Origin of the sequence: Shewanella baltica, from assembly GCF_900456975.1 — a bacterium.
Taxonomy (GTDB): Bacteria; Pseudomonadota; Gammaproteobacteria; order Enterobacterales; family Shewanellaceae; genus Shewanella; species Shewanella baltica.
Window position 1 is genome coordinate 4,053,113 of the sequence record NZ_UGYM01000002.1, and the last position, 25,521, is coordinate 4,078,633.

Annotated in this window: 21 protein-coding genes; 8 read left to right on the top strand and 13 right to left on the bottom strand. The window is 47.0% G+C overall.

Annotation, left to right across the window (positions count from 1 at the left end; translation table 11 throughout):
* Positions 1–33: 33 nt before the first annotated feature.
* From DYH48_RS18175 to DYH48_RS18195, 5 genes are all read right to left on the bottom strand, one after another.
* Complete coding sequence (locus DYH48_RS18175) at positions 34–741, bottom strand: LysE family transporter (protein ID WP_115335545.1); 708 nt, start codon at positions 739–741, stop codon at positions 34–36.
* Positions 742–878: 137 nt separating this feature from the next.
* On the bottom strand, positions 879–1,721 hold the full coding sequence (locus DYH48_RS18180) for an AraC family transcriptional regulator (protein ID WP_115335546.1): 843 nt from the start codon (positions 1,719–1,721) through the stop codon (positions 879–881).
* A 266-nt stretch (positions 1,722–1,987) separates the two neighbouring features.
* Positions 1,988–2,716, bottom strand: coding sequence for a hypothetical protein (locus tag DYH48_RS18185; protein WP_115335547.1), 729 nt, complete (start codon positions 2,714–2,716; stop codon positions 1,988–1,990).
* Positions 2,717–2,887: 171 nt separating this feature from the next.
* Entirely contained in the window at positions 2,888–4,525 is a 1,638-nt protein-coding gene (locus tag DYH48_RS18190; RefSeq protein WP_115335548.1) for an alkaline phosphatase family protein, read from the bottom strand.
* Positions 4,526–4,565: 40 nt separating this feature from the next.
* Complete coding sequence (locus DYH48_RS18195; RefSeq protein WP_011847836.1) at positions 4,566–6,062, bottom strand: alkaline phosphatase family protein; 1,497 nt, start codon at positions 6,060–6,062, stop codon at positions 4,566–4,568.
* Positions 6,063–6,359: 297 nt separating this feature from the next.
* Between DYH48_RS18195 and DYH48_RS18200 the strand changes: the two genes are divergently transcribed.
* Together DYH48_RS18200 and DYH48_RS18205 are read left to right on the top strand one after the other, a co-directional pair.
* Positions 6,360–7,175, top strand: a complete 816-nt coding sequence (locus tag DYH48_RS18200; RefSeq protein ID WP_115335549.1) for a transporter substrate-binding domain-containing protein — start codon at positions 6,360–6,362, stop codon at positions 7,173–7,175.
* Positions 7,176–7,506: 331 nt separating this feature from the next.
* Positions 7,507–9,501 (top strand): diguanylate cyclase domain-containing protein, encoded by a 1,995-nt coding sequence (locus DYH48_RS18205; protein WP_115335550.1) that lies wholly within the window; start codon positions 7,507–7,509, stop codon positions 9,499–9,501.
* Between the two features lie 3 nt (positions 9,502–9,504).
* Here the strand turns inward: DYH48_RS18205 and DYH48_RS18210 are convergent, their stop codons facing one another.
* The gene (locus DYH48_RS18210) at positions 9,505–10,467 is read right to left on the bottom strand and encodes a hypothetical protein (protein ID WP_115335551.1); all 963 of its coding nucleotides are present in this window, start codon (positions 10,465–10,467) and stop codon (positions 9,505–9,507) included.
* Position 10,468: 1 nt separating this feature from the next.
* Entirely contained in the window at positions 10,469–10,855 is a 387-nt protein-coding gene (locus DYH48_RS18215) for a PadR family transcriptional regulator (RefSeq protein ID WP_063882325.1), read from the bottom strand.
* Positions 10,856–11,266: 411 nt separating this feature from the next.
* On the opposite strand from DYH48_RS18215, the gene DYH48_RS18220 reads away from it, so the two are divergent.
* Complete coding sequence (locus tag DYH48_RS18220) at positions 11,267–11,920, top strand: excalibur calcium-binding domain-containing protein (protein WP_115335552.1); 654 nt, start codon at positions 11,267–11,269, stop codon at positions 11,918–11,920.
* Positions 11,921–11,971: 51 nt separating this feature from the next.
* On the top strand, positions 11,972–12,319 hold the full coding sequence (locus DYH48_RS18225; RefSeq protein ID WP_115335553.1) for a thioredoxin family protein: 348 nt from the start codon (positions 11,972–11,974) through the stop codon (positions 12,317–12,319).
* A 19-nt stretch (positions 12,320–12,338) separates the two neighbouring features.
* Here the strand turns inward: DYH48_RS18225 and DYH48_RS18230 are convergent, their stop codons facing one another.
* The 4 genes from DYH48_RS18230 to DYH48_RS18245 form a co-directional block, all read right to left on the bottom strand.
* Positions 12,339–12,854, bottom strand: coding sequence for a NifB/NifX family molybdenum-iron cluster-binding protein (locus DYH48_RS18230; protein ID WP_115335554.1), 516 nt, complete (start codon positions 12,852–12,854; stop codon positions 12,339–12,341).
* The gene (locus DYH48_RS18235) at positions 12,851–13,147 is read right to left on the bottom strand and encodes a DUF134 domain-containing protein (protein ID WP_115335555.1); all 297 of its coding nucleotides are present in this window, start codon (positions 13,145–13,147) and stop codon (positions 12,851–12,853) included. The genes DYH48_RS18230 and DYH48_RS18235 overlap by 4 nt, the downstream gene beginning before the upstream one ends.
* A 457-nt stretch (positions 13,148–13,604) precedes the next feature.
* Positions 13,605–15,572 carry a M1 family metallopeptidase gene (locus DYH48_RS18240; RefSeq protein WP_115335556.1) on the bottom strand — a complete coding sequence of 656 codons (1,968 nt, stop codon included), beginning with the start codon at positions 15,570–15,572 and terminating at the stop codon, positions 13,605–13,607.
* A gap of 385 nt (positions 15,573–15,957) precedes the next feature.
* Complete coding sequence (locus DYH48_RS18245) at positions 15,958–17,454, bottom strand: ATP-binding cassette domain-containing protein (protein ID WP_115335557.1); 1,497 nt, start codon at positions 17,452–17,454, stop codon at positions 15,958–15,960.
* Between the two features lie 340 nt (positions 17,455–17,794).
* Between DYH48_RS18245 and DYH48_RS18250 the strand changes: the two genes are divergently transcribed.
* The 3 genes from DYH48_RS18250 to DYH48_RS18260 all read left to right on the top strand — a co-directional run bounded on the left by DYH48_RS18250 (position 17,795) and on the right by DYH48_RS18260 (position 20,376).
* Positions 17,795–18,046, top strand: a complete 252-nt coding sequence (locus tag DYH48_RS18250; protein WP_006083102.1) for a DUF2999 family protein — start codon at positions 17,795–17,797, stop codon at positions 18,044–18,046.
* A 261-nt stretch (positions 18,047–18,307) separates the two neighbouring features.
* Complete coding sequence (locus DYH48_RS18255; RefSeq protein WP_115335558.1) at positions 18,308–18,754, top strand: hypothetical protein; 447 nt, start codon at positions 18,308–18,310, stop codon at positions 18,752–18,754.
* 239 nt (positions 18,755–18,993) lie between these two features.
* A complete protein-coding gene (locus tag DYH48_RS18260) occupies positions 18,994–20,376 on the top strand; it encodes a sensor domain-containing diguanylate cyclase (protein WP_115336166.1) in 1,383 nt (460 codons plus the stop codon).
* A 73-nt stretch (positions 20,377–20,449) separates the two neighbouring features.
* Here the strand turns inward: DYH48_RS18260 and DYH48_RS18265 are convergent, their stop codons facing one another.
* Complete coding sequence (locus tag DYH48_RS18265) at positions 20,450–20,743, bottom strand: excalibur calcium-binding domain-containing protein (RefSeq protein ID WP_115335559.1); 294 nt, start codon at positions 20,741–20,743, stop codon at positions 20,450–20,452.
* Positions 20,744–20,756: 13 nt separating this feature from the next.
* Entirely contained in the window at positions 20,757–21,161 is a 405-nt protein-coding gene (locus DYH48_RS18270) for a hypothetical protein (RefSeq protein WP_115335560.1), read from the bottom strand.
* 1,218 nt (positions 21,162–22,379) lie between these two features.
* Between DYH48_RS18270 and DYH48_RS18275 the strand changes: the two genes are divergently transcribed.
* Entirely contained in the window at positions 22,380–25,025 is a 2,646-nt protein-coding gene (locus DYH48_RS18275) for an AAA family ATPase (protein ID WP_115335561.1), read from the top strand.
* Positions 25,026–25,521 lie beyond the last annotated feature (496 nt).

Sequence of the window (25,521 nt, forward strand, 5' to 3'; positions counted from 1 at the left end):
ACTAAAACCTAAGCTGATTGACGCAATGCCTGACTAAGCCGTCAGCAACAGGTTAGCGTAAATCGCCAGCGCGACTGACATAAAGATGACACCAATAATTGCATCGATAATCGGTGTCAGTCGCTGCAATTTAAGTTGCACCTGCGCCTTAGATAACATCACAGCCAAAAAGCCAAACCATGCCAGCGACAGCGATAACAACAAGACAGCGGAGGCAATTTTAGTGCTAGTGGTGACGCTTGGGGTAATCAAGGCCGAAAACAGCGTTAAGAAAAACACCAATGCTTTGGGATTCAATAGATTGGTATAAAGCCCAGTCAAAAAACCTTGCCTGCGCGACATAGCGCCACCTAAGCCACCAGCAATAGACGCAGTGCCTTCAACGTCAGCAGAAAGAGCATCAACATGTGTCCCAGCATTTGTACTGGCACTCGCTTTACGTTTAGCCAGTATCGCAAGGCCTGCACGCAGGGCACCAAACCCCATCCAAGCTAAGTAAGAAGCGCCCACAATTTGCACTAATAGATACAGGGTATGCGAACTTTTAATAAGCAGACTCACGCCAGTCAGACTTAAAATCGTGTGGGCTAAAATGGCGATTGAAATCCCCACGGCTGCGGCAATCGCCGTGCTTCGCGACTGCTGAGTCGCAATCTTCACCATAATAGCGAAATCGGGTCCGGGGCTGATCAAGGCAACCGAGTGGATCACGGCCAAGGTGAGTAATAAAGATAAATCCATAGAAATGCGGCTCCGCAAAAAAGGTGATAAACGATAACTGAGGCTGCCAGTATGGCCATTTGTCGCCGGGCTGAATTGTAATAAATTGCATGATTCTGTTTTATTCGAATCAGCAATCGTCGAAAGACGGGGGAAAACTAGAGCATACGTCGCTGAAATTGCACCGGCGATAATAGGAATGCCTGCTTAAAGGCTTTATTTAAATGGCTCTGGTCAAAAAATCCGAATTGCTGCGCCACATCCGCCACTAGAGCGCCATGACTTAAGGATTTTTTCGCCAACTCTAAACGCACCCGCTTGAGATAAGCATGGGGTGTCATCCCTGTTGCCTGTTTAAATTGCCGCAAAAACTGAAACTTACTTAAGCTCACTTCATTGGCTAAGGTTTCAAGCTGAGTATTATGCCAAGGCTCATCGTGAATTCGCTGCTTGACTAAGCTCACCTGCAACTTAGATAACCCCTGCGGTTGATTCGGCTTAGTGATGCTAGATGAAACGCCGCTGGGGTAACGATCCAGCAGCAGATGAATAAAGTTCAGTAAATGGGACTCGCCCACGAGCGCACTGCATTGGCCTTGGATCAATAGCTCGTGTAGCTGAATAAAGTATTGATAAAGCGTTGGGTCATCCACCATGGGCGCGCTGAAAAAGTGCTCCTTCAACCCCAGTTCTTGGCTGACTTCATTCATGTATTCCACGGGGATCGACATGACTTTCACCCGATAACCGTCGGCATCGCGGCTCTGGCCATCGTGGGTTTCGTCGGGATTTAAGGTCGATAGACTGTGCTGACCGAGTTGATAACTGCTGCCCTTATTCACAAACTGCTGCGCACCTTGGGTGACCACACCTAAGTGGTAATCCAGATGCACATGTTTATCGAAGCTAAAATGCGTGAATTCCGCCTGACTCAGTTCTATGCCTGATAAGCTGGGATGGCGCCAATAGTTAATGTTTTCAATGGGTGTTGCTGTACTCATCGCTCGCGGCTATTACCTATAACATCAGTTTTAACACTGGGAAAACTCAAATCCACTAAGGTTCATTCTAGCCTTCATTGTCAGCGCGGCAATAGTAAATTATTGCAGTCATATCGTTTGCTGGAATGTGCGCATAGATTCGCGCTGAAGAAAAACAAAAACGCCCAACTCTGTGGGCGCTTATAAATGCAGACTGGCTTACGTTATAAGTTTTACTCAGCGCTAAGCTCGTCAGTATCACTTAAACTTAATATCAATTAAATCGATTAATGCGAATGGCTGCCGTGTCCGCCTTGAGCTTCAATCGATTGGCCTTCGCTATTGTAAAAACCGCTACCGCCATGTTCAATAAAGCCTTGGTTGATCATCTTAGCGATAAAAGGATCGGACTCACTGTCGCCAACATCGGCAAAATCAATATCTTGATAATCTTGGGTTAATACCACAAAAGCATCGCTATCAAATGGCTCTACGTCCACAAGCTTGTAAGCTAGATTCGGCTGAGATTGACCTAAGATAAACTCAGCGGGCAGTCCGATAGCATCAATCCATACCAGCTCACTCTCTAAACCGTTAACCTTGCCTTTAAAGCCTTGAGTCGCAAAACACGCCTCTTGCTTAGCTTGTGTCTTGGTCATGTGGATCGGCAATGCTGGCGATACTACATGGTACAACTGGTCGCGATCGTGCTGAATGTTGAGTGCGCGCAAATCACCTTTGCGGTAAGTCACAGAACGTTTTTCAGCGGGGAAATAACGCACGTACTCGCCATTGCTCGACCATTCTTCAAATGTTGAACCATCACGCTGAATAATAAAGTCTTGTCCATTACGGATGAGGGTCATTTGCCATTGCTGGCCCTTGCCATTGGTCACTTGATATTGAGCCTTTAAATGCTCGGCTTGTAGCGTTGGACACTGAGCCTCTTGCGCTGCCATAGCAACATTGGGCAGAACTAAGCTGGATAACATTAGAGCCAATAGACGGTTTTTCATTAGACTTCTCACTTGCTGAACAGGGTAAACACTTAAGCTTTTGTAAACGCTTTGGTATGTTAAATCGTTAGGCTAAAGGCCGATGGATGACGTATGCCATCCATCGGCACTGCTTTTACTTAACTATTTCTGCACTATGTCTTACTTCACTATGCAGAGACTAAGCGGGTCTTACTTAACGGCAGCCGCTTCAGCTTTAGCCACTAAATTTGCCGCGCGGTTCATCACGTGGAAAATGTGGTTCTGCTCAACCGTACCTTGGATAAGATCCGAACTTGGGCCGCGGGCGAAAATCGCCACGTCTTCCCCTGCATGGGTCTCATCGCTTAATGGCACTAGGGCTTCTTGATGGAATCCTGCACTTTGGGTATCAACAAAGTTCAAGTCCTTACGGCCTGCGTCCACTGGGAAGTTGTAACGCTCATCGCCACCTGTAGCTAATGACGCATAGCCCATGCCGTTAGCGTAACCGACTGTGGTATATGGCAAACCGTTAGCATCGGTAGAGTTAGTCACTTCAGCAACGCCGTTGGCGTCGTTCGACTTCACTAAACCTAGGATAGGGTTACCGCGAGTTGGATAACCTGCGATGGTGAACACATGGCTGTGATCCGCTGTAACCATTAACAAGGTATCGTTTGCCGAGGTTTTTTCCATCGCCACACGCACCGCTTCAGACAATGCCATTGTGTCATAAAGCGCACGCGCCGCATTACCTGCATGGTGAGCGTGGTCGATACGGCCAGCTTCAACAATCAGCACGAAGCCTTTTGAGTTTTTCTTCAGAATATCAATCGACTTAGCCGTCATTTCCGCCAGTGATGGCTCGCCAGTCACGCCGGCTTCTTTACGATCGTAGTCGTATTCCATGTGCGATGAGTTGAATAGGCCAAGCAAATGATCTGTGCTTGCCGCATCCACACTGAGGAAACCGTCCCTGTCTTGCACGTAAGCGGCGTTAGTGTATTTGGTCATCCACTCAGCAGTGAGGTCGCGACCATCGTTACGCTTACCCGCTTTACCTTCTGGATCAACGGTCGTCTTAGGAATAAAGGCGCGGCGACCGCCACCCATCATCACGTTAAGACCGCTGCCATAGTTAAAGTCGAGCATTTGCGCGGCGATATCTTTACAGCCGTTAGTCACAGCTTCTGCTGGCAGGTTTGAATCGGCTTCCCAATCACGTTCTGGCACATGGGCGTAAGTTGCCGCAGGGGTTGCGTGGGTTAAACGCGCAGTCGTTACCACACCCGTTGCCATTCCCGCCATTGCAGCAAGCTCTAATGATGTCACGAGATTTTGATCTTTAGTCGAAGCACAGTTAGCACGAACTACGCCTTCAGCTTGTGAAATCACGCCCACGTCGGTTTTTACACCTGTCATCATCGCTGACATAGTGCCTGCAGAATCCGGCGTTTGGCCGTCGACGTTATAGGTTTTAGAAAGACCCACATAAGGCAGAGTTTCGAAAGATAACGAGTTTTCTTCACCCGTTTTGCCTTTTAGCTGGCCTTCTAAAATACGTGCGGCAGTAATGGTCGATACACCCATACCGTCACCCACAAACAGGATCACGTTTTTCGCGGCGCCAACATCATTGTTAACAGTTAAGCCTTCGGCTTTGGTCACGCGAGCTTGTGCATCGACATACCACTGATTCACAGCAGTCCAATCTTTGCCATTGCTACCGTTAGACCCATTTGATCCATTGCTACCCGGTGTTCCCGCGGTACCGTTATCACCATCGCTACCGCATGCGGCTAAACCCAGCATGGCTGAAATCGCGACTACTAGTAATTTCTTATTCATTTTTTGCTCCAAAAGTGAGGACTCAGTAACTAATACGTGATTAGTACTTAGTGCCGCCAAGCTGCTGCGCTTGGTTGATAATGTGGAAGATCACGTTCTGCTCAATCACGCCCTGAACCAGATTCGAACCTGGACCTCTGGCATGTAAGCTGATGTCTTCACCGGCGTGAGTCTCACTTTCCATTGGGATAAGCGCTTGTTGCATAAAATCTTTATCTTGCGTATCGACTGAGGTTAAGTCGTCACGCACACCCACCACAGCACCAGGGCCGTTGGTATAAGCCAGCGTGGTGTAAGGCTTGTTGTCATTCGCCGTCGCTAATGTGCCATCGACGTTATGCACTAAACCTAAGATAGGGTTACCGCGTTTTGGGTAGCCTGCGATAGTGAACACATGGCTGTGATCCGCTGTTACCATGATCAAGGTATCATCGCTGCTCGTCGCATCCATTGCCGCTTTCACTGCGTTAGATAATTCAACCGCATCGGTCAACGCGCGGCTCGCATTGCCCGCATGGTGACCATGGTCGATACGGCCAGATTCAACGATCAGCAAGTAGCCTTTGTCGTTCTTCTTCAAAATATCGAGGGATTTAGCGGTCATTTCAGTTAGTGATGGCTCACCACCGACGTCATCAGCGCGGTCTGCTTCGTATTCCATGTGTGATGGATTGAATAGGCCGAGTAAATGATCTGTGTTGGCAGCATCAATGGCGTCGAAGCCTTTTTTGTCCCACACGTAAGCAGATTTGCTGAAATTATCGACCCAAGCTTTAGTTAAGTCTTTACCGTCTTTACGTTTACCGGCTTTGTTCTCGCCATCTTTCACTGTTGTGGGTAGGAAGTAGCTACGTCCGCCACCTAATGCCACAGTTAACGAATTGGCTTCATCACGCATCACTAATTGGCTTGCGATGTCGGTACAACCGTTCGCAACCGCTTCGGCAGGTAAGTTGAAATCGCCTTCCCAATCGCGCTCAGGGGTTTTGGCATAGGTTGCCGCTGGCGTGGCGTGGGTTAAACGCGCCGTAGTGACTATGCCTGTTGATAATCCTTTGGCATTAGCAAGGTCGACCAGTGAAACAAGTTCATTGCCTTTTGAAGACAAACAGTTACCACGTAAGCTGGTATCTGAAATAGAGATAATACCCGCCTTGGTTTTAACGCCTGTCGCCATGGCTGTCATAGTGCCCGCAGAATCTGGCGTTTGTTGGTTAGTGTTATAGGTTTTCACTAACGCCGTGTGGGGGAACTGTTCGAAACTTAAGAAGTTTTCTTCGCCGCCTTGATTGTCAGCTTTATCCTGCCCTTGCAGAATACGGGCTGCCGTTAGCGTCGAAATACTCATGCCGTCACCGACAAATAAAATCACATTTTTAGCGGTTTTTTTAGTGTCGACTTGGGCTTTAGCCACCACGTTTGCCGCACTGTCTTTAAACCACTGGCTGTCTGTTTGTGTTGCGGGCAGGACTGCAGCATGAGCTACAACCGTCATTAAGCTGCAGGAGATAGCTGCAGCGATCCGTTTAATATTCATCACGTTCATCACCGATTTATTATTGAGTGTATGAGGGTATTCCCTGTAGAGGCGACCCGATTTTCAGGCATTTATGTGACGAATAGGCGTGATTTGGATGGCGGTTTTATTGCAGCTAAGTGTCAGATTTATTTCAACTAACAATATGCAAGACGTTAAGTTTGACCACCAGCAGATCACGTTTTAATGTCCTAGTGATGCGAGTTCATGGAAACGGATGATTAAACTTGAATAAAAATGAACCCATTTATCAGGCTAGCTATACTCTAGTTAACTCAACACGGCTAGGAACAGGTTATGCAGCGACGGAGCAATATGCGCATTTGGAGTGTGTTGATAGGCTTATTTTTTTGTATCTCTGTTCATGCGACCAGTAAATCCACAGCAGAAACTACAGCGGTACTTGCTGATAAACCTATCATTACCATGGCGTTTTATGAGGACCCCAAACACAACTTCTACTTTAAATGGGCTGAACTGATTTACACCCAAGCTTTTGAACGCTTAGGGTATGGCTTCTCCTATCAAGTGGTTCCCGCTGCCCGCGCCAGTAAGATGGCGGACTCAGGAAAAGTGGATTGTGAGCCGGGGCGCGTATTTCGTTATGGCGAGAAGTTTACCAACCTCATTCGCATCGAGGAACCGGTTGTCGATACCCATTTAATTGCCTTCGCACACAATCCCAAAATCAAGATTACCAACTGGCAAGCACTGCAAAAGAGTCGATATAAGATCGAATACTATCGAGGCGTGTTCCTCGCAGAACAAAAGCTAAAGGGACTCATTCCAGAGGAGCGCCTGACGGAATCCTCATCCCCTGTGAGCTCTTTTCGTAAAATGCTCCGCGACCGAATCGATATCTATATTGATACAGAGGCAAGCTCATTGGATCTATTACAAACCCCAGAATTTCAAGGTAGCGAGATCATCGCGATTGCCACCCTAGAAGAACTCACTAGCTATGGTTACCTGAATAAACGTCACGCGGCACTCGCCGTAAATCTTGCTCGGGAGCTAAAACAGATGAAACAAGAAGGCATATTTGAAACCTATAAACAGCAGGCGCGAAAATCGCTTAATGATGTAATAAATAATGGCGATACCCCACAATAACGCAATCAGTATCGCCAATCTTTTTTAAATTATTTCATTGACTTAATTTCAAAGCGTTTTAGTGTTATCTAAAGTATGTCGCTGACATATATGGCTTAACTGACAGTACATTACTTAATTGGCAATACATTAATTAACTGACAGTGCATTGCCCAACGAAGAGGCTGACCCGCAACCAAGCGGTACTTTGATTTAGCATGTGGAACAATCAATCTAAGGAACAGATGAACAACAAAATAACCTTCAAAAATAGCAGGCAAATTGATTCACTCCTTCTCCCTAAGCTGCCCACTCTAGAGTGGCGCCACTGTATTGGTTGTGGAGCGTAAGGATGGGGACTCAGTTCGCGCGCACATTAGCTATTTTACGGCAACGAACTCGCTCAACCGTTGCTAAGGTTCTGTTGATCATCAGCATGTTTATCGGGATCTGCATCGCCCTCGTCGCACTTGTGTATATTCAAGGCAATATATTTGATGGTGTACGCACCTATGTCCGCGGTGAAGGCTTGTGGGCCAAGGCGCAAAAAGATGCGGTACTTTATCTCACCCACTATTCACACACCCAAAATGATGTGGACTTTCAGCGTTATCGTGCAGCGACGAGCGTCATGGAAGGCGATCATCGAGCTAGACAAGCCCTACTCGCCACACCCATTGATGAACAAGCCGCCAAACTGGGTTTTATTCAGGGCCTCAATGACGAACGCGATACCGACTCACTGATCTGGTTCTTCCGTCACTTTCAATCCAATTCCTATATGCGGCAAGCGATTCAGCTGTGGGGCTTAGCCGATCAACGCTTCGAGTTTGTAATGCAACTCGCCGAGAATATGCGTATTGAAATCAATCAACTGGGTGGGAGACCCGAAGTCCTCGCGCAATACCGCCAGCAATTGATTGATGTAAATGAAGAATTACTCAGCCTAGAAATTGAATTTTCCGCTGTGCTCAGTGAAGGCGCGCGCTGGGTCAAGCAAATGACCTGGTTGATTAGCCTTGGCGCCCTACTGCTGTTTATCAGTATTGGGATCTTCGCCAGTCGGCAGATCATTCGTAACATCGCCAAGTCTGAACGGCAGTTACTGATCAGTGAATCTCGCTTCACTAGCCTGAAAAACTCCGACACCATAGGGATTATTTCTTGGCAGCTCGATGGCACCCTCCATGATGCCAATGATCATTTCCTCAATATGCTCAATTTTGACCGCGCGGATTTGACCTCAGGCTTAATCAACTGGCGCTCAATTACCCCACCAGAATATGAAACACGAGATGCCATTGCGATTGCAGAGTTAGAACAGTTTGGTCACTGCCAACAATATGAAAAACAACTTATTAGCAAGAGTGGTGCCTTAGTGCCTGTGATGCTAGCGGCCAGTTTTTTAAATGGCAGCAAATGTGAAGGCGTGGCCTACTTTATGGATCTCACCGCCAGTAAACAGGCCGAAGATAAACTCAGGCTCGCGGCAACCGTGTTTAATGCCAGCACCGACGGCATAATGATCACCGATCCCCTGCTGAGTATTATTTCTATCAATCAAGCCTTTACTCATATTACTGGCTTTACCCAGCAGGATTTGCACGGCGATGCCAACCACTTCCTCAATGACGGGCACAATAGTGATGACGCCCGCCAAGCCATGCTAAATCTGCTTCAACAGGGCGAGCAATGGCAGGGGGAATTACTCAAACAAGTTAAATCGGGCGACTTACTGCCGCTCAGTGTGCGCATCAATACAGTGCGCAATGAGCATGACCGCCTGACTCATTTTGTCATTGTGATTACCGACATTGCCGAACGTAAGGCAGAGGAGGAATATCTGCGTCATATCGCCCATCACGACGCCCTGACTAACCTGCCTAATCGTGTGTTATTCCACACTAAACTTGAACAAGCCATAGTGCACGCTCAAAGGTCTGATGATATTTTTGCAATCCTTTTCTTAGACTTAGATAACTTTAAGCCAGTGAATGACCAGTTTGGTCACGATGTGGGAGATAAACTATTACAGGAAGTCGCGAAACGGCTTTCATCTGGGATTCGCCAAATGGATACCATCACTCGCCTCGGAGGCGATGAGTTTGTGATCCTGCTAGAACACCTTGCCAATACACACAGAATCGGCCAACTGATCCCTCAGATAAGCCAAGCTATTTGCGCGCCTTACACTATCAATGGTCATCAAATCCATATCGGTGTCAGCGTCGGTTTGGCGATTTATCCAGAAAACGGCACAGATGCAAAAAGCCTGATCAATCATGCTGATCAGGCCATGTATTCGATGAAAAAAACCAATAAGACTCACCTGCAAAGCCTAGGTTAAGCCTTACTGGCTGGCGAGTTTACGCCAACGTAATCCATCACGAATCACCTCATACCCAGGGAACATAGCGGCAATCACTAGACTATAACTGAGCCATTTATCTAGCTGCAGTAACGTAAATATCCCCTGCAATTCAGGTCCTTGGTTCTGTACTTGGGTTTGTAATAGTGGCGAACTAAATGCCAGAAAGACTAAGAACGAGGCATAAGCAAGATTGATCCCCATATTCACCAGTAACAATTCATTGGTCCACACTCTGCGGCGTAGTTGCCAGAGACTATTGCCCATAGACAGCAAAATAATAGGGCTAAACCATTGCAGTAATTGCTGAGTATTGGCGCTAAAAATCACGGTACGTGTAGCTAATTGCTCGCTACTCATCCACACAGAACACCAGATCACGAGCAAGAGGAAGAGATACGTCGCCAGATCGGCAAACACATCGCTTAAACTAATATGCTGCCAACCGGGGCCGACCTTTGGCAAATTCTGCGGCTGCCATTTTTGACAATTACTGCCAGATAGCGGTTTTCCTTGAGCCGAAAAGCTCCAAAAAGACAAGCCAATTGCAGTAAACGCAAGACAAGCATCGCCGATAAAACCTTTGGCAATATGATGGATAAATCCGAATAGATTTCCCTCTGCCGAGCCCAGCCATTGCGTCGTGCCGCCTACCACCTGCAGCACAAATAAAACACCAAGCACCATGAAAAGTGTATGTTTAAAAAGCGGAATATCCTCAGAGGCAATAATAGGCACTGCCGGTACAAATTGCTGCGCGACCTTACAGGGATGACCCATTTGCTTTAATACATCGGCAATTTGCGATTCGGTCAATTCACCTTGTTCAGATAAGGCATCCAATTGGTCGCAGATATTGGCTTTTAATTCACGACCAATTTCCTGACGTTTGTTCTCGGGCAATTCACGCTGCACCGCGGCGATATAGCGATCGACTAATTCCATATCAAATCTCCTCTGCGCTCTCGTCTGAGCAGTTAATATCAGAGCCATTAGTGTCAGCGCTTTGCTCCAGCAAAAAAGCCAAGGCGCCATTAAGTTGCTGCCATTCATCGGTAAGTTGACTGAGTAACTCAGCCCCCAATGACGACAATTGGTAATAACGACGCTCACGCCCTTCGGCCTGTCGCCACTCACTATCCAACAATCCTTGATCGGCTAGGCGGCGCACTAAGGGATACAGAGTCCCCTCGTCAATATCGATACCGCCTTCCTGCAACTGTTTGCGGAGCGAATAACCGTAGTGGGGTTGTTTTAATAATCCCAGTACCGCCAACACTAATACCCCACGGCGCAACTCGAGTCGCATTTTGACTAGCTGTGAACTTGTCATAGTCGAATTCCTATCCTGAACACTGTGTCACACACACTGTGCACCACACAGCAAATACTATGCAGCACACAGTAAGATTGCAAGTTCTCATTGCACACTTTTTGCTCTTTATGTTCAAAATAAACACAAGCAATTGTTTGTATTGAATTTAGAAAAATGCCAACCGTTTCTGCTATATGCTCACATATCCCCTACTCCATACGCTCAAAGCGAATGACTCACACATAAGCAAATTCAGGATAAAAAATTGCAAAACTTCCTATGCTTGAGTAACTTAGCAGCCAACACTGGATAATCGACCAGTCAACCTAAGGACGGTTTACTCCTCAAAGGGGATAAATCGGATCGACTCAAGTAAGTGTTGATATTCAATAACTAAAATATTAAACCGTTAAATTAAGGACATAGAAAATGCTCATGGATAGAGGCGTGCTGGTACGCTGGAACGATGAAAAGGGATTTGGCTTTATTCAGCCTGAAAAAAACGCCGCCCAAGATGTGTTTATTCACATTTCAGTGCTGAAAAAGATGGCGAGAAAACCCATAGTGGGCGACAGCATTCTGTTTCAAACTGAAGTGCAAAATGACGGCAAAAGAAAAGCGGTTATCGCCTCGATTGAAGGCGTCGCTGTTATTGCAGCGAGTGCTACACCGCGCTCCCACTCTCATGTCCAATCACGCAATGAAAACTTCAACTTCAATAACAAAAACAAAGCCCATTACCATAGCCCACGAAAATCTTCATTTAATACAATAATCCCGCTGCTAATAATCGTGACCATAGTTATCTTTGGCTTTAAACAATACCAAGAGTTCAATGAAGCTCCTGCAATCGATGAAGTACCAGTCCTCACTAATGAGGACATTCAGAGAATGCCCATGTATGAAACTAAAGTGATAACTCAAACACCTGCAACGCCAAGATTCCAATGTGAAGCGGGTAAAACCCATTGCAGCCACATGAGTTCCTGTACTGAAGCGACTTTCTATATCCAACATTGCCCCAATACTCAAATGGATGGTGACGATGATGGCATTCCCTGCGAGCGCCAGTGGTGCAGTTAGCGATACGACACCCATTAATTCATACCCATAACAACTTCTAAATGGCAACGCATGTACACCGATATCATTACGCAAATTGATTCACCTGAGATACTGGAGTCCATGTTAACTGAGCATGCGGCGGTGCTGTTGTTATTTGGCGCGCCGGACTGCGGTGTGTGTCAAACGCTCAAACCAAGAATTGCTGAGATGTTAGCGCAAGCGTTCCCGCAGATGCGGATGGCCTATATTGATTGCCAAGCCCAAGGTGAGATAGCGGCGAGCCGCAATGTATTTGCCTTGCCTGTGGTGGAATGTGTGTTTTATGGCAAAACCTTTGGACGTTTTTCCAAGGTGTTTTCGTTAGCGGATATTCGAGGGGCGCTTGCCCGCCCCTATGGTTTAATCGTGACGGAATAATCCAAATTAAACGATGATATTATTTGTTTACCAGCGGCCTAAACCCAGCGTAATGCACTGACTTATCGAGCTTAACCTGTACTACTGGCGTGCTTATAAGACGTGTTGAGCCAGGTGCTGCTTTAGCTTTACCGCTGCAACCACAGCCGTCACCTGTAGAATGACAACATCCGCCCTTGGCGGCATGTTTGAGTGAAGCGCGACCTTGGGATGCATCAGTCAACCTAAGATTCAAATCCGCTGTTTGTGCAAGTAAAGTCGCCACTGTTTGACTGGCACTGCCTTTACTCACGCTAATCCCCGCATCGAGCAACTTTCCCAACATGCGCTCACCGATATTCTGTACAAGTACAATATTGGTACCCTGTTGAATAATCAGCTCTAGTAAGGCTTTTTTAGCACTACAGTCACCTTCAATTGCCGGGTTATCGACCAGCTTGATCAGCTGAAGCTGTTCGTTATAAAAACCAATCTGTAGGGCTTTAGTAAAGTGACTGGCGAGGCGTTCGCGGCTCATCGGCATGGCAATAATCATGATAAATCCTTGTCTGTTTGGGTTGGCAGTCTCAAGGCTTGACCTTGAGTAATGGCCGTCGCCACCTTTTTACGGGCATTGGCGAGAAGGTAACCAAAGGTTTGCCGAGAGATCCCCATCAAGGCTGCGGCTTCGATCTGGCTTAATCTTTTCACATCACCCAGTTCGAGGGCCTCAAACTCATCGGCTTCTAATTGAATATGGGTTAATTCAACCGCAGGGATCCCATTAGGCTTAAATAGGCTACAGGGCACACAGCTCGATAATTGACGGCATTTTTTGGGTCTTGGCATAATGTTTATATCTTTAACTAATTTTTAAATAGTCTTTATCTATTGAAATAGTGTTTTAGATCTTAGTGCACGTTTATGCACACATAGTGAAACTCGGGCTCACTTAGCCAACGCAGTAAATGGATATAAACGATTCGCAAGCTTGATGGCTAAGTTCAGTTGATGAACCACAATAATCATCGAGTTTCTGGCCTAGGCCAGAAACTATTATTCACGCCAGTGGCATAACAAACTGCAACACAGCTCACAGTTAGTTATATCAAGCATGGCTAATTCAACGCCTTAAGCGGAGTGCAAACCCAAGCAACTGCTTGTGCATTAAATGGATTAAGTCATTGTTATAGCTATTATTCAAATAAAAATTCCGTTATAAAAACCCAGCCATAAAACCCGTCACAAAAAGCCTATAAAAAAAGCGCCACTAGGGCGCTTTCGGTATTTTCAACACTAAAGCCGATTACAAGATCAGGCTATTATTGCTGCGGTCGGCGTCGGGTAATTTATGCTCGGGATCCAGTGTCGCCATCTTCACAGGTTTAGTCACGGGTAAGACAATCGTTGGCGAAACACGGTGCATCCAGGTTTCAACCGGAATACGAAAATCTTCACTCGTTCCATCAACATATTGCAAACTCAGCGTGGCAGGCATGACCAACTTTTGTTTACTGGTCAAACTGATAGCAGTGCCTTTTCCATGTTTATCATCCACAGCTTTTACGCCAGTAACCGCCATATCCAACTGCCAATTATTGAGATACCAGCCACGCCACCACCATGCGAGATCTTCACCAGCGGCGCTTTCCATAAAGCGGAAAAAGTCCGATGGCGTAGGATGCTTAAACGCCCAAGTAGCAATGTATTCTTTAAAGGCGGGATCGAATCTATCAGGCCCTAAAATCTGCTCACGCAGCAAGACCAGTCCTAAGGCACCTTTAAAGTAACTAACTGAATGGCGATAGGTTTCAGCAACCGCTTCCGAGGGTGCCATCAGAGTTGGCGCTTCTGCATCGGCCAACACAGACAAGATTTCATCCACAGGATTGCCGCCCTTAGGCGCATATTCGCTGTCGCGTTTAGGTGCAAACTCGCCTTGATTGAAAGCATCCGAGGCATACACATCGATAAAGGTATTAAACCCTTCGTCCATAAAGGCGTGGCGACGCTCGTCTGAGCCCACAATCATAGGGAACCAGTTGTGGCCGAGTTCATGGGCGGTGATCCAAAACAGCAGATCGTCCTTATCGTCCATGCCATCAAACACTATGCCGGGATATTCCATGCCAGCGCCCTGACCGCCGAGGTTGACCGCTGCAGGCCAAGGATAGGGATACCATTGGGAAAAATGCTCGATATTGGCTTTCACATACTCAGTGGCGCGATCCCACTTATTCGAGCCCACACCTTCGGCGGGATAGGCGGACATCGCCAGCGACGTTTTGCCATTGGGTAGATTAATCCGCGCCGCATCAATTACAAACGCGGGCGATGCCGCAAAGGCCACATCGCGGGTGTGCTCCATACGGAAATGCCAATCTAAGGTTTTGCTCGCGCTAGGTCGACTGTCGGTTTTGGTAAGATCTTCTAAGGTGCGGATATACACAGTTTTATCGCTTTGCTTGGCCGCGGCGAATCTCTGCTGCTCGGTTTTGGTTAGCACATCTTTAGGATTCACTAACTCGCCAGAACCCACCACCCAATAGTTACCCGGCACTGTGACCGTGTAATCTATGGTGCCGTATTCCAAGTAAAACTCAGAGCCTATGTAGGGATTGTTGTTCCAGCCATGGAGATCGTCATATACCGCCATGCGTGGAAACCACTGGGCGATTTCAAAAATCTTGCCATTAGTCGACGGCGTGACTGAAGTACGGCCGCCCCAAGTGCCGGGAACTTGATAGCTATAATCGATTTGCAGTTGTAGCTTGCCGCCGTTCGCCGCTAGAGGCTCGGCCAAGTCCACCCGCATACGGGTATCATCGATTAAGAATTTAGCATCATAGCGTTTACCGCCAATCAACACTGTGACCTTATCGAATTGATATCCATCGGTAAATTGACCACGACGCCATTCGGACGCCACAGTACTGCGGGAGTCCTTGCGGTACATGTTTTGATCTAACTGCACCCACAGCGTTGGTAAGGCATCTGGACTGTTATTGGTGTAAGTGATGACTTCTTTGCTGCTTAACTTATCGTTTTGCGTATCGATAGTGGCGTGCAAACTGTAATCAACGCGATTCTGCCAAAACATGCTGCTCGGTTTACCCGCGCCATTACGTAGCGCTGTCGCGGGATAGGGTAACGACAGCGGCGCAAATAAGGTTTGTGGATCAAAGTGTGAAGGTTCGGAGGTGCTGGGCGCAGCAACGGCAAGCGCCGAGCAGCCAGCCCACAGGATGGCAGTTGCCCTGAGCCAATGAGGCATAGTGGAGATTCCTTTATTATTTTTAGATAGATGCACACAACAGCAGTAGCGCTTTAGACTGACGCTAAACATGGGCTATACGATATCAACTCAAGCCAAATGAGGCAGCCCTTAAAATGCCTTTGAACACCGAGGAATTGTTACAAAGGGTGTGCTGTACGGGTTACATCGAGTGAAATAGTAAGCTTGTGATAGATAGATCTGGTGGCAGATAGCTGGTGATAGATAGCTTGTAATAAAAGCTCAATGGGATGGCAAGCCTTAGGCTTTCCATCCCAGCTTTGCATAACAACACTTCCAACACCGATATACATTACAAGCTCAGCAAACAGCTAAGTAGCCGTGACTCGCCAGCGGTTGCTGATGCTTGCTTGCTAAGACGGGCTCAATCCTTGGACTCGCTATCACTCACCTGCACCGAATAACCGTCGCCCTGCTTAATAAAATCCACGAAATGATGGATAGCGGGCAGCGCATCTTCCCTATGGTGCGACACGTAAAGCAATTGGCTCAGATGATGCTCGGCTATCATCTCCAACGCCCGCATCACTAAGGTGCGATTGATAAAATCTAAGCCCTGATACGGCTCATCTAAAATCAGCAACAGTGGCTGTTTAATCAGGGCGCGACCTATTAGCAATAATCGCTGCTGACCATAATCGAGCTTCTTAAAGCTCGTGCTCGCCAGCCCCGTCATGTGCAAAATAGCCAACCATTCCTTCGCCAAATCTAGCTGAGGTTTAGTGGGTTTCTGGTATAGACCAATAGAGTCAAAAAAGCCTGAAAGCAGCACATCTAATGCCGAGCAACTGACGCGATACTGTAAGTGCAGCGCCGACGATACTATGCCAATCCGTTGTTTAATCTGCCAAATACTCTCGCCGCTTCCGCGAGGTCGGCCAAAGAGCGTGATGTCATTGCTATAGCATTGGGGATGGTCGCCTAAAATCAGCCCTAGCAAAGTGCTTTTGCCGCAGCCATTTGGGCCGCGAACTTGCCAATGTTGCCCCGCCTCGATGCGCCAATTCACGCCACTGAAAATCAGCCCACTGACATATTCCACTTTGCCATTTTTAATCTCGACCAGAGGATCAAACGCCTCTGCGTTGTGTCTTTGCCGCTCCATCAAGGCCAAGAGTTCATCACTACGCTGCGCCGATAACGCATTCAACTGCGCCATCACAGGATGATTGTGCCATTGCTCAATCGACATCGACGGGCTGAGTTTGTGCACACTCTGCCCCGATTTGAGCATCTCGCCATTAAACAGCGCCACATGGCTGATACACGGCGGCAATTCTTCTTGGCGCGAAGTGATGATCAGCAACTGAGTATGCTCAGCCACTTCACTCAGCAGCTCAGATAAGCTCGCCTGATGTTCAACATCGAGCCCAGCATAAGGGTCATCTAAGATCAGCAATTGCGGTAATATTGCCAGCGCACGCGCCAACATGACTCGGCGCGTTTCGCCCGTAGATAACTGCCGAAAACCACGCAGGCGCAGCGGCTCAAGCCCAACCTTTTGTAATAGTGGCGCGAGTTGTGCGGCATCTTGGCAGCATTCCAACACTAAGGATTCGACACTCGAACCGTAATCCAACTCGTCTTTTTCTAACTCGCGCTCCAGCAATGCTTGTTGCAAGCCAAGTGACACCCAGCCGATACGTTGCGGCAGGCCAGCAATCGTCCCTTCATCGGGCTGAATATCACCGGTTAATATTCGCCCGAGCAAGGAACCACAATAACTGTCGGTCGCGAAAATCGCCCAGTGTTCAGCAGGATGCAGTTGCCACTCATCGACGACTAGCACCTCATTATCACGCCCATATCGCAACTGTTTAACCACAATACTTTTGTCTTGGTTCGCGACAACATCAAGCATAACCACAGTTCCTTTCTATTTTTAAGGGATGATAAAAGCGGCATGGCGCAGCTCCGCACTATCTAATGCAACAAATATCCACGGCCAAAATATCTAGAGCCCCAACATCCAATGCAACGGCTCAAGATGCACAATGCACGACAGTCGCTCAGGTTTTTATCGGCAGATTTGGGGGAATACGTCACCAGAGTAAAGCTTATTGGGGATAAAATCTAATGCGCTTAATGGCATAGGCAAGGCGTGGCAAAATCCAACGAGTACCCATGTGTGGGGCAACCACTCTGGCAGAATTGTGATAAAATCGGCACCTGTTTAACTTTCATATCAACAAGGTAATGCAATGAATCCCATTATTGCCATCTTAAAAGAACACAACGTCAGTGACGCTAAAATCCAAGAACTGTTTCAAACATTAACCGAAAATCCATTAATGGCGATGGGTACGCTCGGTCAATTAGGCATCCCAGCCGAAAAATTACAACAACTGCTGGGGCTAGTGATGCAGAAACCGGCCTTGATCAAAGAAGCCGTGCTTGAACTCGGTTTGGATTTCTCAAAAGTAGAAGCCGCAAAAGCCCAGCTACAAAAATAAGCGCAGACTTTTCAAGTTTGTAGCTATTTTAGTGGAAAGGGTGACTGCCTCGCCAGCCCCTTCCCACGCACTCAACCACATATACTCTCCGTCACTATTTCAAGCCCTCATCCTCAAACCAACCTAATATCTTTACTCGCAGCATAACATTTAGAGTACGCAACTCCATTGTAAGGCGAGTACATGAGATCTGAGTCGCCCAAGCCAGAAATATTCTGATACAGTGTAGTGACTCTGCATTGATACAAAAAGGAATTATGCATGCGCACCTTTACAGCCATCTTTTTATCCTTACTTATTACGCTGTTTGTCGTGGGGTGTAATGATAAATCCCAGCCGCAGCCCCCCTCGGAGCAGCCAGTAACAGACTCCAGTGTGCCTGTTGCGCCCTTGGGCCAGACAACAGAGACTAATGTCGTAGATGCTCAACCCAGTATTTCAATAAAAAAAGGGATAGTTATGTATCAAGGAACGGTTAGGTATATGAATTTAGAAGGCGGTTTTTGGGGCATAATTACCGATAGCAGCCAAAAACTCTTGCCACAAAATCTGCCCAGTGAATATAAAAAAGATGGACTGCGCCTTAGTTTTAACGCAAAAGAAATAAAGGGCATGATGACAATTCAGCAATGGGGGACACTATCGAGCCTAAGCGATATTACCGTTATCGGCCAAGTCGATAGTAAAGCAAGCGACCCTCGGATTTAAAAGGTTCTCATCCCTCATTAATTGAAAAGTTTAGGGCTGTTATTATCAACAGGCCCTTTCCTATAATGACGAATAACGTGCCCTCATCAGTAAAAGATACGGCCATGGTCATTTTTACAACCTTGTTAAAGAATCAAAAAACAGGCTTATAGACCCAGCTTCACTGCGTTTACTCTGGTCAAAACGCCGATAACTTTCTATAGTGACAAGAAATAAATATTATAAAGCAGTGAGTGGTTGTGCCAGACATTTATCCTTTTTTATCGCAGCGCCCCCATAAACATGCGGCGGTGATTGTCGCCCTCTTACTGCTAACATCAGCTCTTGTGATCTCTCCTTTTATTTCAATACCTTTACCTGATATTGCCCCATTTTTACCTGTGTACGGCACCACAGTAGTGCTACTCGAAAGTATCACAGCGTATTTATTGCTGTCACAGTTTGCCAGTAATAGGCAAGTTTTCGCAGGTTTTGTCGCCAGTGCGTATTTGTTTCTTATCCCCTTAGTCACAGTTCAGCTTTTAGTGTTTCCAGGAGTCTTTGCCCCCAAGGGGTTACTCAATGCCGGAGCACAAAGTGCAGTTTGGATCTGGGTCTTCTGGCATGCATCGTTTCCAACCTTAATCCTGCTGGCTTTGATGGCTCAACAGAAGTTAACAACACAGCAAGTTGCACCGATGCAACTGAAATATTGGCTGTGGGGTTTTGTATTAATCCCAGTGTTGTGCAGTTTAGCACTGGCTTTGTTTGCAACATGGGGTAGCCACTGGTTACCAATCCTGATCGCTAAAAATAGCTATAAACAGTTATTACACAGCCCTTATGCCTTACTCGTATGGGGACTAAACGCAGTGGCTTTACTCTGTATGATACGGCGCGCCCGCAGCAACAATGTGCTCTATACATGGCTGAGTGTGGCGCTGCTGGCCAGCCTGATTGATGTCACGTTAACCTTATTCGCTGGCGCCCGCTTTAGTCTAGGTTGGTACGCCGCAAGGATTAGCAGTTCGGTCTCCTCTATGGTCTTACTCTGCGCCTTACTATGGGAAGTCAACAGACTGTATGTCGCAACCCAAAGGGCGAATGAGTCGCTGTACCAGCAGAGTGTCAAAGACACCTTAACAGGCTTATTTAACCGCCGTTATCTAGAATCTCAGCTAGCAATACACATAGACCATGCGAAAAGGCATAAAGAGCCACTGTGCTTGTTAGTGCTCGATGTCGATCACTTTAAAGCTTTTAACGACCAGCATGGCCATTTGGCTGGGGACGACTGCCTAGTGGCCGTCGCAAAACAACTGGAGCAGAGTTTATATAGACCCGCGGATTTCATCGCCCGTTATGGTGGTGAAGAGTTTGTCGTGGTATTGCCGCATACCGATGCAAAAGACGGCATGCAGATAGCAGAACGATTGCGGCTAAACGTCAGCGCAGAAAAGATTGAATATCAAGGTCAGTTACTTAGCGTCACAATCAGTATAGGTTGTGCAGTATTGCGGCACAGTGAAGAGACCGCCCAAAGCTTACTGATTGCAGCCGATAGCGCCTTATATCAAGCTAAAGCCGCTGGCCGAAATTGCGTAAAAGTCGCGGTCGACGAACCAGACATAACTCCCCCATAGCCATGCTCATCAGCTCAGCCATTCGATTAACCGCGCTTAATTAAATGGTTGCTCAGGCATAAAAGGCAGGTGACTACCAGCGGGTATCATTTTCACATGGCTCACCATCATGGTCGCCATCCATCTTTGTATTGGGGCAGTATTTAACGAAAAACTCCGCCTCTGCACGTGAGGTCATTTGGCTGCAATACTGACGACCATCACACCTGAAATTATGAGACATTATCGCCGCAGCCTCCTTCGCTTTATCAATAGCCTGACTATCGATAATCGGCTCTTGTGCAGCCTCGTAGGACTCATACTCCGCCTTGCCGTAATAATGCCAAACACCGTAGCCAATGAGCGCTAATAACAATATCCGTTTCACCTGACATCCCCCATTATTTTTGTTTTTCAGTATGCGAGCTTAAGCCAGTTAGCTCAATACTGCTATAGCTACAGACCCTTGTGATTGACGTGCCTGCGGAGTTAATACGTCGTTCATCATTGAGTTTTAGTGTTGTATGGATTAAATACTGGCAGTTTGCATCACTGTCGATGGATTCCAACTGTATAAAAGTAGGTAGCTTATTTGGTTTATATTCAAGGAGTAAAGGTTCGATACCAAATTCATTACGTAACCACTGCAAGAAAATGTCGTAGCTGTCATCAAACTTAAGTTGCCGCTCAATGCGTTCTTGCCAAATCCCATCCTTAATTTTCACCTCTCCGATTTTTGGATCTGGGGCATTACAACCATACACCGAACTAAATATCAGCAATATCACAAGCAAGCATTTCAACATCGAGTAACCTTGTTATCTAATTTAATGGTTCAAACAAACAGTTTAAAAAGCCAAAGCGGCATACTAACAATAAATGCAGAAAAAGAGAGCGACGATACCACAGAGGTCGAAAATTGATCCTTATCTTCCCCCTTTGTCTCGGCCAAGAGGCACTAGATGAAATGGCATGAGCGAGACATGGCTGCCCAAAAAGATATGCCTGTCCTCGGTTTCTTTCTCAGAAAGAAATGTGTCTGTCCTCGCTTTCGATCTTATCAAAGGTTGACAGACTATTTTGCTGCTCGTTTGCAGCTTAACAGCCGAAGTAAATCAAGATCGTGGTGCTTCACCCCACACCCGACCAAGGAGGACTGCTCGTCCTATCCTCCTTGGATGCTGCAAGACGCCCCTAGCGAAGTTACATGCATTAGTTACTGGTCTCATACTCCAATAAAAATTGCCTAACGGCTCAGATGGGACATCCCTGTCCCCCCGAGCCTGCGCCATCATCCATGATGTCGCCACGGCATTTTTATCTGCGTATTTCGACAACTTCGCAGGGGAAGGTGAACTCCTGTCGCTTTGGTGTTGCCTGCTATTTGCTAAAAAATGTGCACATCCCGTCTTCGATAAAAGCAGAAAAAGCGAGCGACCAAAGCACTAAGGTCGAAGACTGATCCTTATCTTCCACCATTGGTTCCGCAAAGAGACATTAAATCAAATGGTATGAACGAAACATAGATGCCAAAAAACGATATGCCTACCCCACTTTCTGCATTTTGCCTGTCCTCGCTTTCTACAATTTATCGCCATCCAACCCTAAAGAAGCTTATCCTACTCAACTAAATGATTTATACACCTGTCTAATAGCCTTTAGCTGTTCTGTATCATTTGTGAGCTTATCTAAGGTTATGTTAATCGCAAACTGGTAACTTTGGTTTTACGCTGAGAAGACTTTTAACAAATATTTGTTGGAATTGGCATGCTCTGTAGAAGCAAGAATTCCATGTCACAAATCAGTCGGGATTAAATTTAGCCTGCCCCGTTTATTTGCAGAAAGTGGCAAATGGTCTCAGGCATGAGGCGAGTAATAATGTGGCCCTAGCTTGCAGTCTGAAAGTCAAAACCATGGACGGTAGCCGTCACTAATGGCAGAGATAGAGTTGAAGATGTCTGACTCTTTCAAAGTCAAAAAGGCTATGCCTGAACACAGCAATGTCAGTTACAAAGGAGATTCGGATGGCATCAGCAGAACACGATTATCAGCTTTTTATTCAATGGCTTCATCAACCTGACAGAGAGACGCCAGAGGACGTTCGCCGCTTTGCTCGGCTCGTACTGGACAACTTTGAAAGCGTCTGTGCAACTACCCGTCATCGCAGTCAACGGTCAGTACATTTGGTTGACCTAGCACGTCAACGGTTCACCACGACAGATCCAGATCAACCTCAGATGGACGCCATTGCGGTAGGGGCTGGATGGAGCTGGCAGACATTGTGCCATATCTCTCTTGGACCATTCAGGGGCTTTAGGAATGTTGAAGACTTTGATCTCTCACGACGCATAGTATTGTTTTATGGCCCCAATGGCAGCGGCAAGACAAGTCTTTGCGAGGCGCTCGAGTTTGCCCTGCTCGGAGCAGTTGATGAGGGGGCACAAAAACGGATCGATGCAACTCAGTACCTAAGCAATATCCATGAAGGTCGGTTTGTACCTCCTCAGTTAGCGGCATTGGACGCACAAGGTCAGCGAGTTGTCGTTCAAGCGGATGCCGATGCATATCGTTTTTGCTTCATTGAGAAAAACCGTATTGACTCCTTCTCTAGGATTGCTGCAAAACCTACAGGCCAGAAAACCGAGCTAATAGCAGCGTTGTTCGGTATGGACGACTTCAATGAGTTTGTAGGGCAATTTAATGAATCGATTGATACACAGCTCTCGATTCAGCCTGTTCAAGGTCAGGAGCTAACACAAAGACGCCAAGCAATTGCTCATGACACCGAACTACTTGTTGGTGAAGCAGCCTCTATCGCAGCATTCGAGCGGGTTGAGCGAGAGTACGCAGATGCTTTCCAGACAGGATTGACATATGCGCAGTTGCAACAGGCGGTGGGTTCTGCCGAGGTTCCCTGTCGATTACAGACTTTGATAGAAATATTAAATCAACCTGCGCCAGCCCTTTACGGCATACGGCATCAGGACCTCCTTGCTGCATTTAGTGTTGCAGATGAGGCTCAAAAGCTCGTTGAGGAGCTTGTTGGCAAGTTGGCATTACAGCAAGATGGTGCAGCATACCAAAACCTCTACTGCGCAGTTCTTGAACTACAGGCACTTTCTCCTGACCATTGCCCAGCATGCGATACTACAATTGTTGGGGAACTACACGTTCATGCCAATCCTTTTATAAAGGCTGAACAAGGTCTGGTACATCTGCGGGAGCTGACTCTGCTCAAACAACGATACCAAGCAGCTATTGATCAAAGGCGAGTCGCCTCAGATAACTTGCGCAGGTACTTCGCTAATTTTTCCCAGCGTGTTGGAGCCACTGTCAATAGTGAGCATGAGCTACTCCGCTATCTGGCAAATCCAGGTTTTCAACCTGATACTGCATGGTGGAAGATCGGGTACAACCCTACTGCCGGAGGCGTATCGCTATCACAACAGGCGGTCAACTACGCACTTCAGTTAGAGGCGGCTGATACCGCTATCCAGCAAAATCTTAAGCAACGTGCCCAACTTATTACTGAGCGAGATCGTCTTTTCGAAGCGCGTATCGCATTGGCTGAGCATGCTGAACGACGCAAACAAGCTAGTGTAGCAATTGCAAAGGCTCGTCAACGCGTCGATGTTTTTGAAGCACAAAATACGGCACTGATCACTGCAGTTGTGGAGGAGGAGACCCGCATTGCAGCGGAGGTAAGAATTCAAGTTGCCTACAATAAATTATTGAGTCTGCTACGGCATTACCGCTCGGAGTTACCTGGAACGTTGATGGCGGGTTTGAACGACTTGGCTATGGAGCTGTACAACGAATTCAATGTCCGTGATGCAGCAGAAGATAAGCTGGCAGCTCTACACCTCCCTGTTACTGGGGACGGTCGTATTGAGTTGAGCTTCCAAGGCTCTCCAGAAGCTCGTGTTGATGCTCTTCAGGTTCTGAGTGAAGGGCATGTCAGATGCCTTGGGTTGGCCATCCTATTAGCAAAAGCTTCTCACATCAAGGCACCTACAGTGATCTTCGATGATGCAATAAATGCTATCGACCATGAGCATCGTCAGGGTATTCGGGAGGCATTGTTCCAGAGCGAGCGCTTTGCCAATACGCAGATCATCGTGACCTGCCACAGCAATGAATTCATCAAAGACATCCAGAATCATATTGATCGTGCCCAGTGGTTATCTTACACGTTCCGTCATCACACTGGGGATCATCATCCGCGTGTTCTGCGGGATTTGCCTGCACAAGCCTATCTTATAAACGCTAGGGCTGCTATTGACCGAGGTGACCATCGTGGGGCTCTTCAACCATGTAGACAGGCGTTAGAAATGCTCGCTAACAAGATATGGCGATGGCTCGGGCAGTGTAACCAAGGCGTAATTAGTGTCAAGTTGGCAGGCATCGGAGATCAACCCTCGCTACGAAATTTGTGCGACGGTCTTCGCGCAAGACTGAATGGTGCACGCACATTCGAACATGTTGATAAACAGCCTTTACTTGATGCAATTAATCAAATTCTCGGAATACCTGAGCAGACATTGCTATGGCAGTATTTAAATAAAGGGACACATGAGGAGCAGGATCGAGAAGATTTTGATGAAGGTGTGGTTGAACAGTTGGTTGCTTTAATGGAGACAATAAATAGTTTGAGGCTACGTAATCCCTAAAAAACTCACAAGAAAATGCAACAAGCAGATTGAAAAGATGGAGCTAGTGGCTCTCTGTCCTTTAGAAATTAACCTGCAACACCGAGACCACAGAAGTTCACCATCCCCTGCGAAGTTGCTGAAGGGTGTTGAAGAAAATCGCGTAGCGCAGACAGGACGTCTGCGTAGCTTTCGGGGTACAGGATGTACCATCGGAAGCGTTAGCGATTTTCGAATAAGCACGAAGCCACTAACCAATGCATATAACTTCGCTAGGGGCGTCTTGGAGAATCCAAGGAGGATAGGACGAGCAGTCCTCCTTGGTCGGGTGTGGGGTGAAGCCCCACGACTTTGATTTGCTTTTAGAAGCAATCAAGAATGATGAGACAACCTGAACCACTATTACCAGACCAAAAACAAAACCCCGACTCAGTTACCCGAGTCGGGGTTTTCATTTTTCTCTTACAAGAATTTAGGTTTAAGCGATTAAGCTAAAGACCGCAGATGTTTTTGTGCA

Bases quoted from the DNA above. Each gene is read 5' to 3' on its own strand.
- DYH48_RS18240 (WP_115335556.1), bottom strand. From the start codon at position 15,572: ATGCCTCATTGGCTCAGGGCAACTGCCATCCTGTGGGCTGGCTGCTCG.
- DYH48_RS18190 (WP_115335548.1), bottom strand. From the start codon at position 4,525: ATGAATAAGAAATTACTAGTAGTCGCGATTTCAGCCATGCTGGGTTTA.
- DYH48_RS18235 (WP_115335555.1), bottom strand. From the start codon at position 13,147: ATGCCAAGACCCAAAAAATGCCGTCAATTATCGAGCTGTGTGCCCTGT.
- DYH48_RS18195 (WP_011847836.1), bottom strand. From the start codon at position 6,062: ATGAATATTAAACGGATCGCTGCAGCTATCTCCTGCAGCTTAATGACG.
- DYH48_RS18185 (WP_115335547.1), bottom strand. From the start codon at position 2,716: ATGAAAAACCGTCTATTGGCTCTAATGTTATCCAGCTTAGTTCTGCCC.
- DYH48_RS18200 (WP_115335549.1), top strand. From the start codon at position 6,360: ATGCAGCGACGGAGCAATATGCGCATTTGGAGTGTGTTGATAGGCTTA.
- DYH48_RS18245 (WP_115335557.1), bottom strand. From the start codon at position 17,454: ATGCTTGATGTTGTCGCGAACCAAGACAAAAGTATTGTGGTTAAACAG.
- DYH48_RS18205 (WP_115335550.1), top strand. From the start codon at position 7,507: ATGGGGACTCAGTTCGCGCGCACATTAGCTATTTTACGGCAACGAACT.
- DYH48_RS18175 (WP_115335545.1), bottom strand. From the start codon at position 741: ATGGATTTATCTTTATTACTCACCTTGGCCGTGATCCACTCGGTTGCC.
- DYH48_RS18180 (WP_115335546.1), bottom strand. From the start codon at position 1,721: ATGAGTACAGCAACACCCATTGAAAACATTAACTATTGGCGCCATCCC.
- DYH48_RS18210 (WP_115335551.1), bottom strand. From the start codon at position 10,467: ATGGAATTAGTCGATCGCTATATCGCCGCGGTGCAGCGTGAATTGCCC.
- DYH48_RS18270 (WP_115335560.1), bottom strand. From the start codon at position 21,161: ATGTTGAAATGCTTGCTTGTGATATTGCTGATATTTAGTTCGGTGTAT.
- DYH48_RS18225 (WP_115335553.1), top strand. From the start codon at position 11,972: ATGTACACCGATATCATTACGCAAATTGATTCACCTGAGATACTGGAG.
- DYH48_RS18220 (WP_115335552.1), top strand. From the start codon at position 11,267: ATGCTCATGGATAGAGGCGTGCTGGTACGCTGGAACGATGAAAAGGGA.
- DYH48_RS18255 (WP_115335558.1), top strand. From the start codon at position 18,308: ATGCGCACCTTTACAGCCATCTTTTTATCCTTACTTATTACGCTGTTT.
- DYH48_RS18250 (WP_006083102.1), top strand. From the start codon at position 17,795: ATGAATCCCATTATTGCCATCTTAAAAGAACACAACGTCAGTGACGCT.
- DYH48_RS18275 (WP_115335561.1), top strand. From the start codon at position 22,380: ATGGCATCAGCAGAACACGATTATCAGCTTTTTATTCAATGGCTTCAT.
- DYH48_RS18215 (WP_063882325.1), bottom strand. From the start codon at position 10,855: ATGACAAGTTCACAGCTAGTCAAAATGCGACTCGAGTTGCGCCGTGGG.
- DYH48_RS18230 (WP_115335554.1), bottom strand. From the start codon at position 12,854: ATGATTATTGCCATGCCGATGAGCCGCGAACGCCTCGCCAGTCACTTT.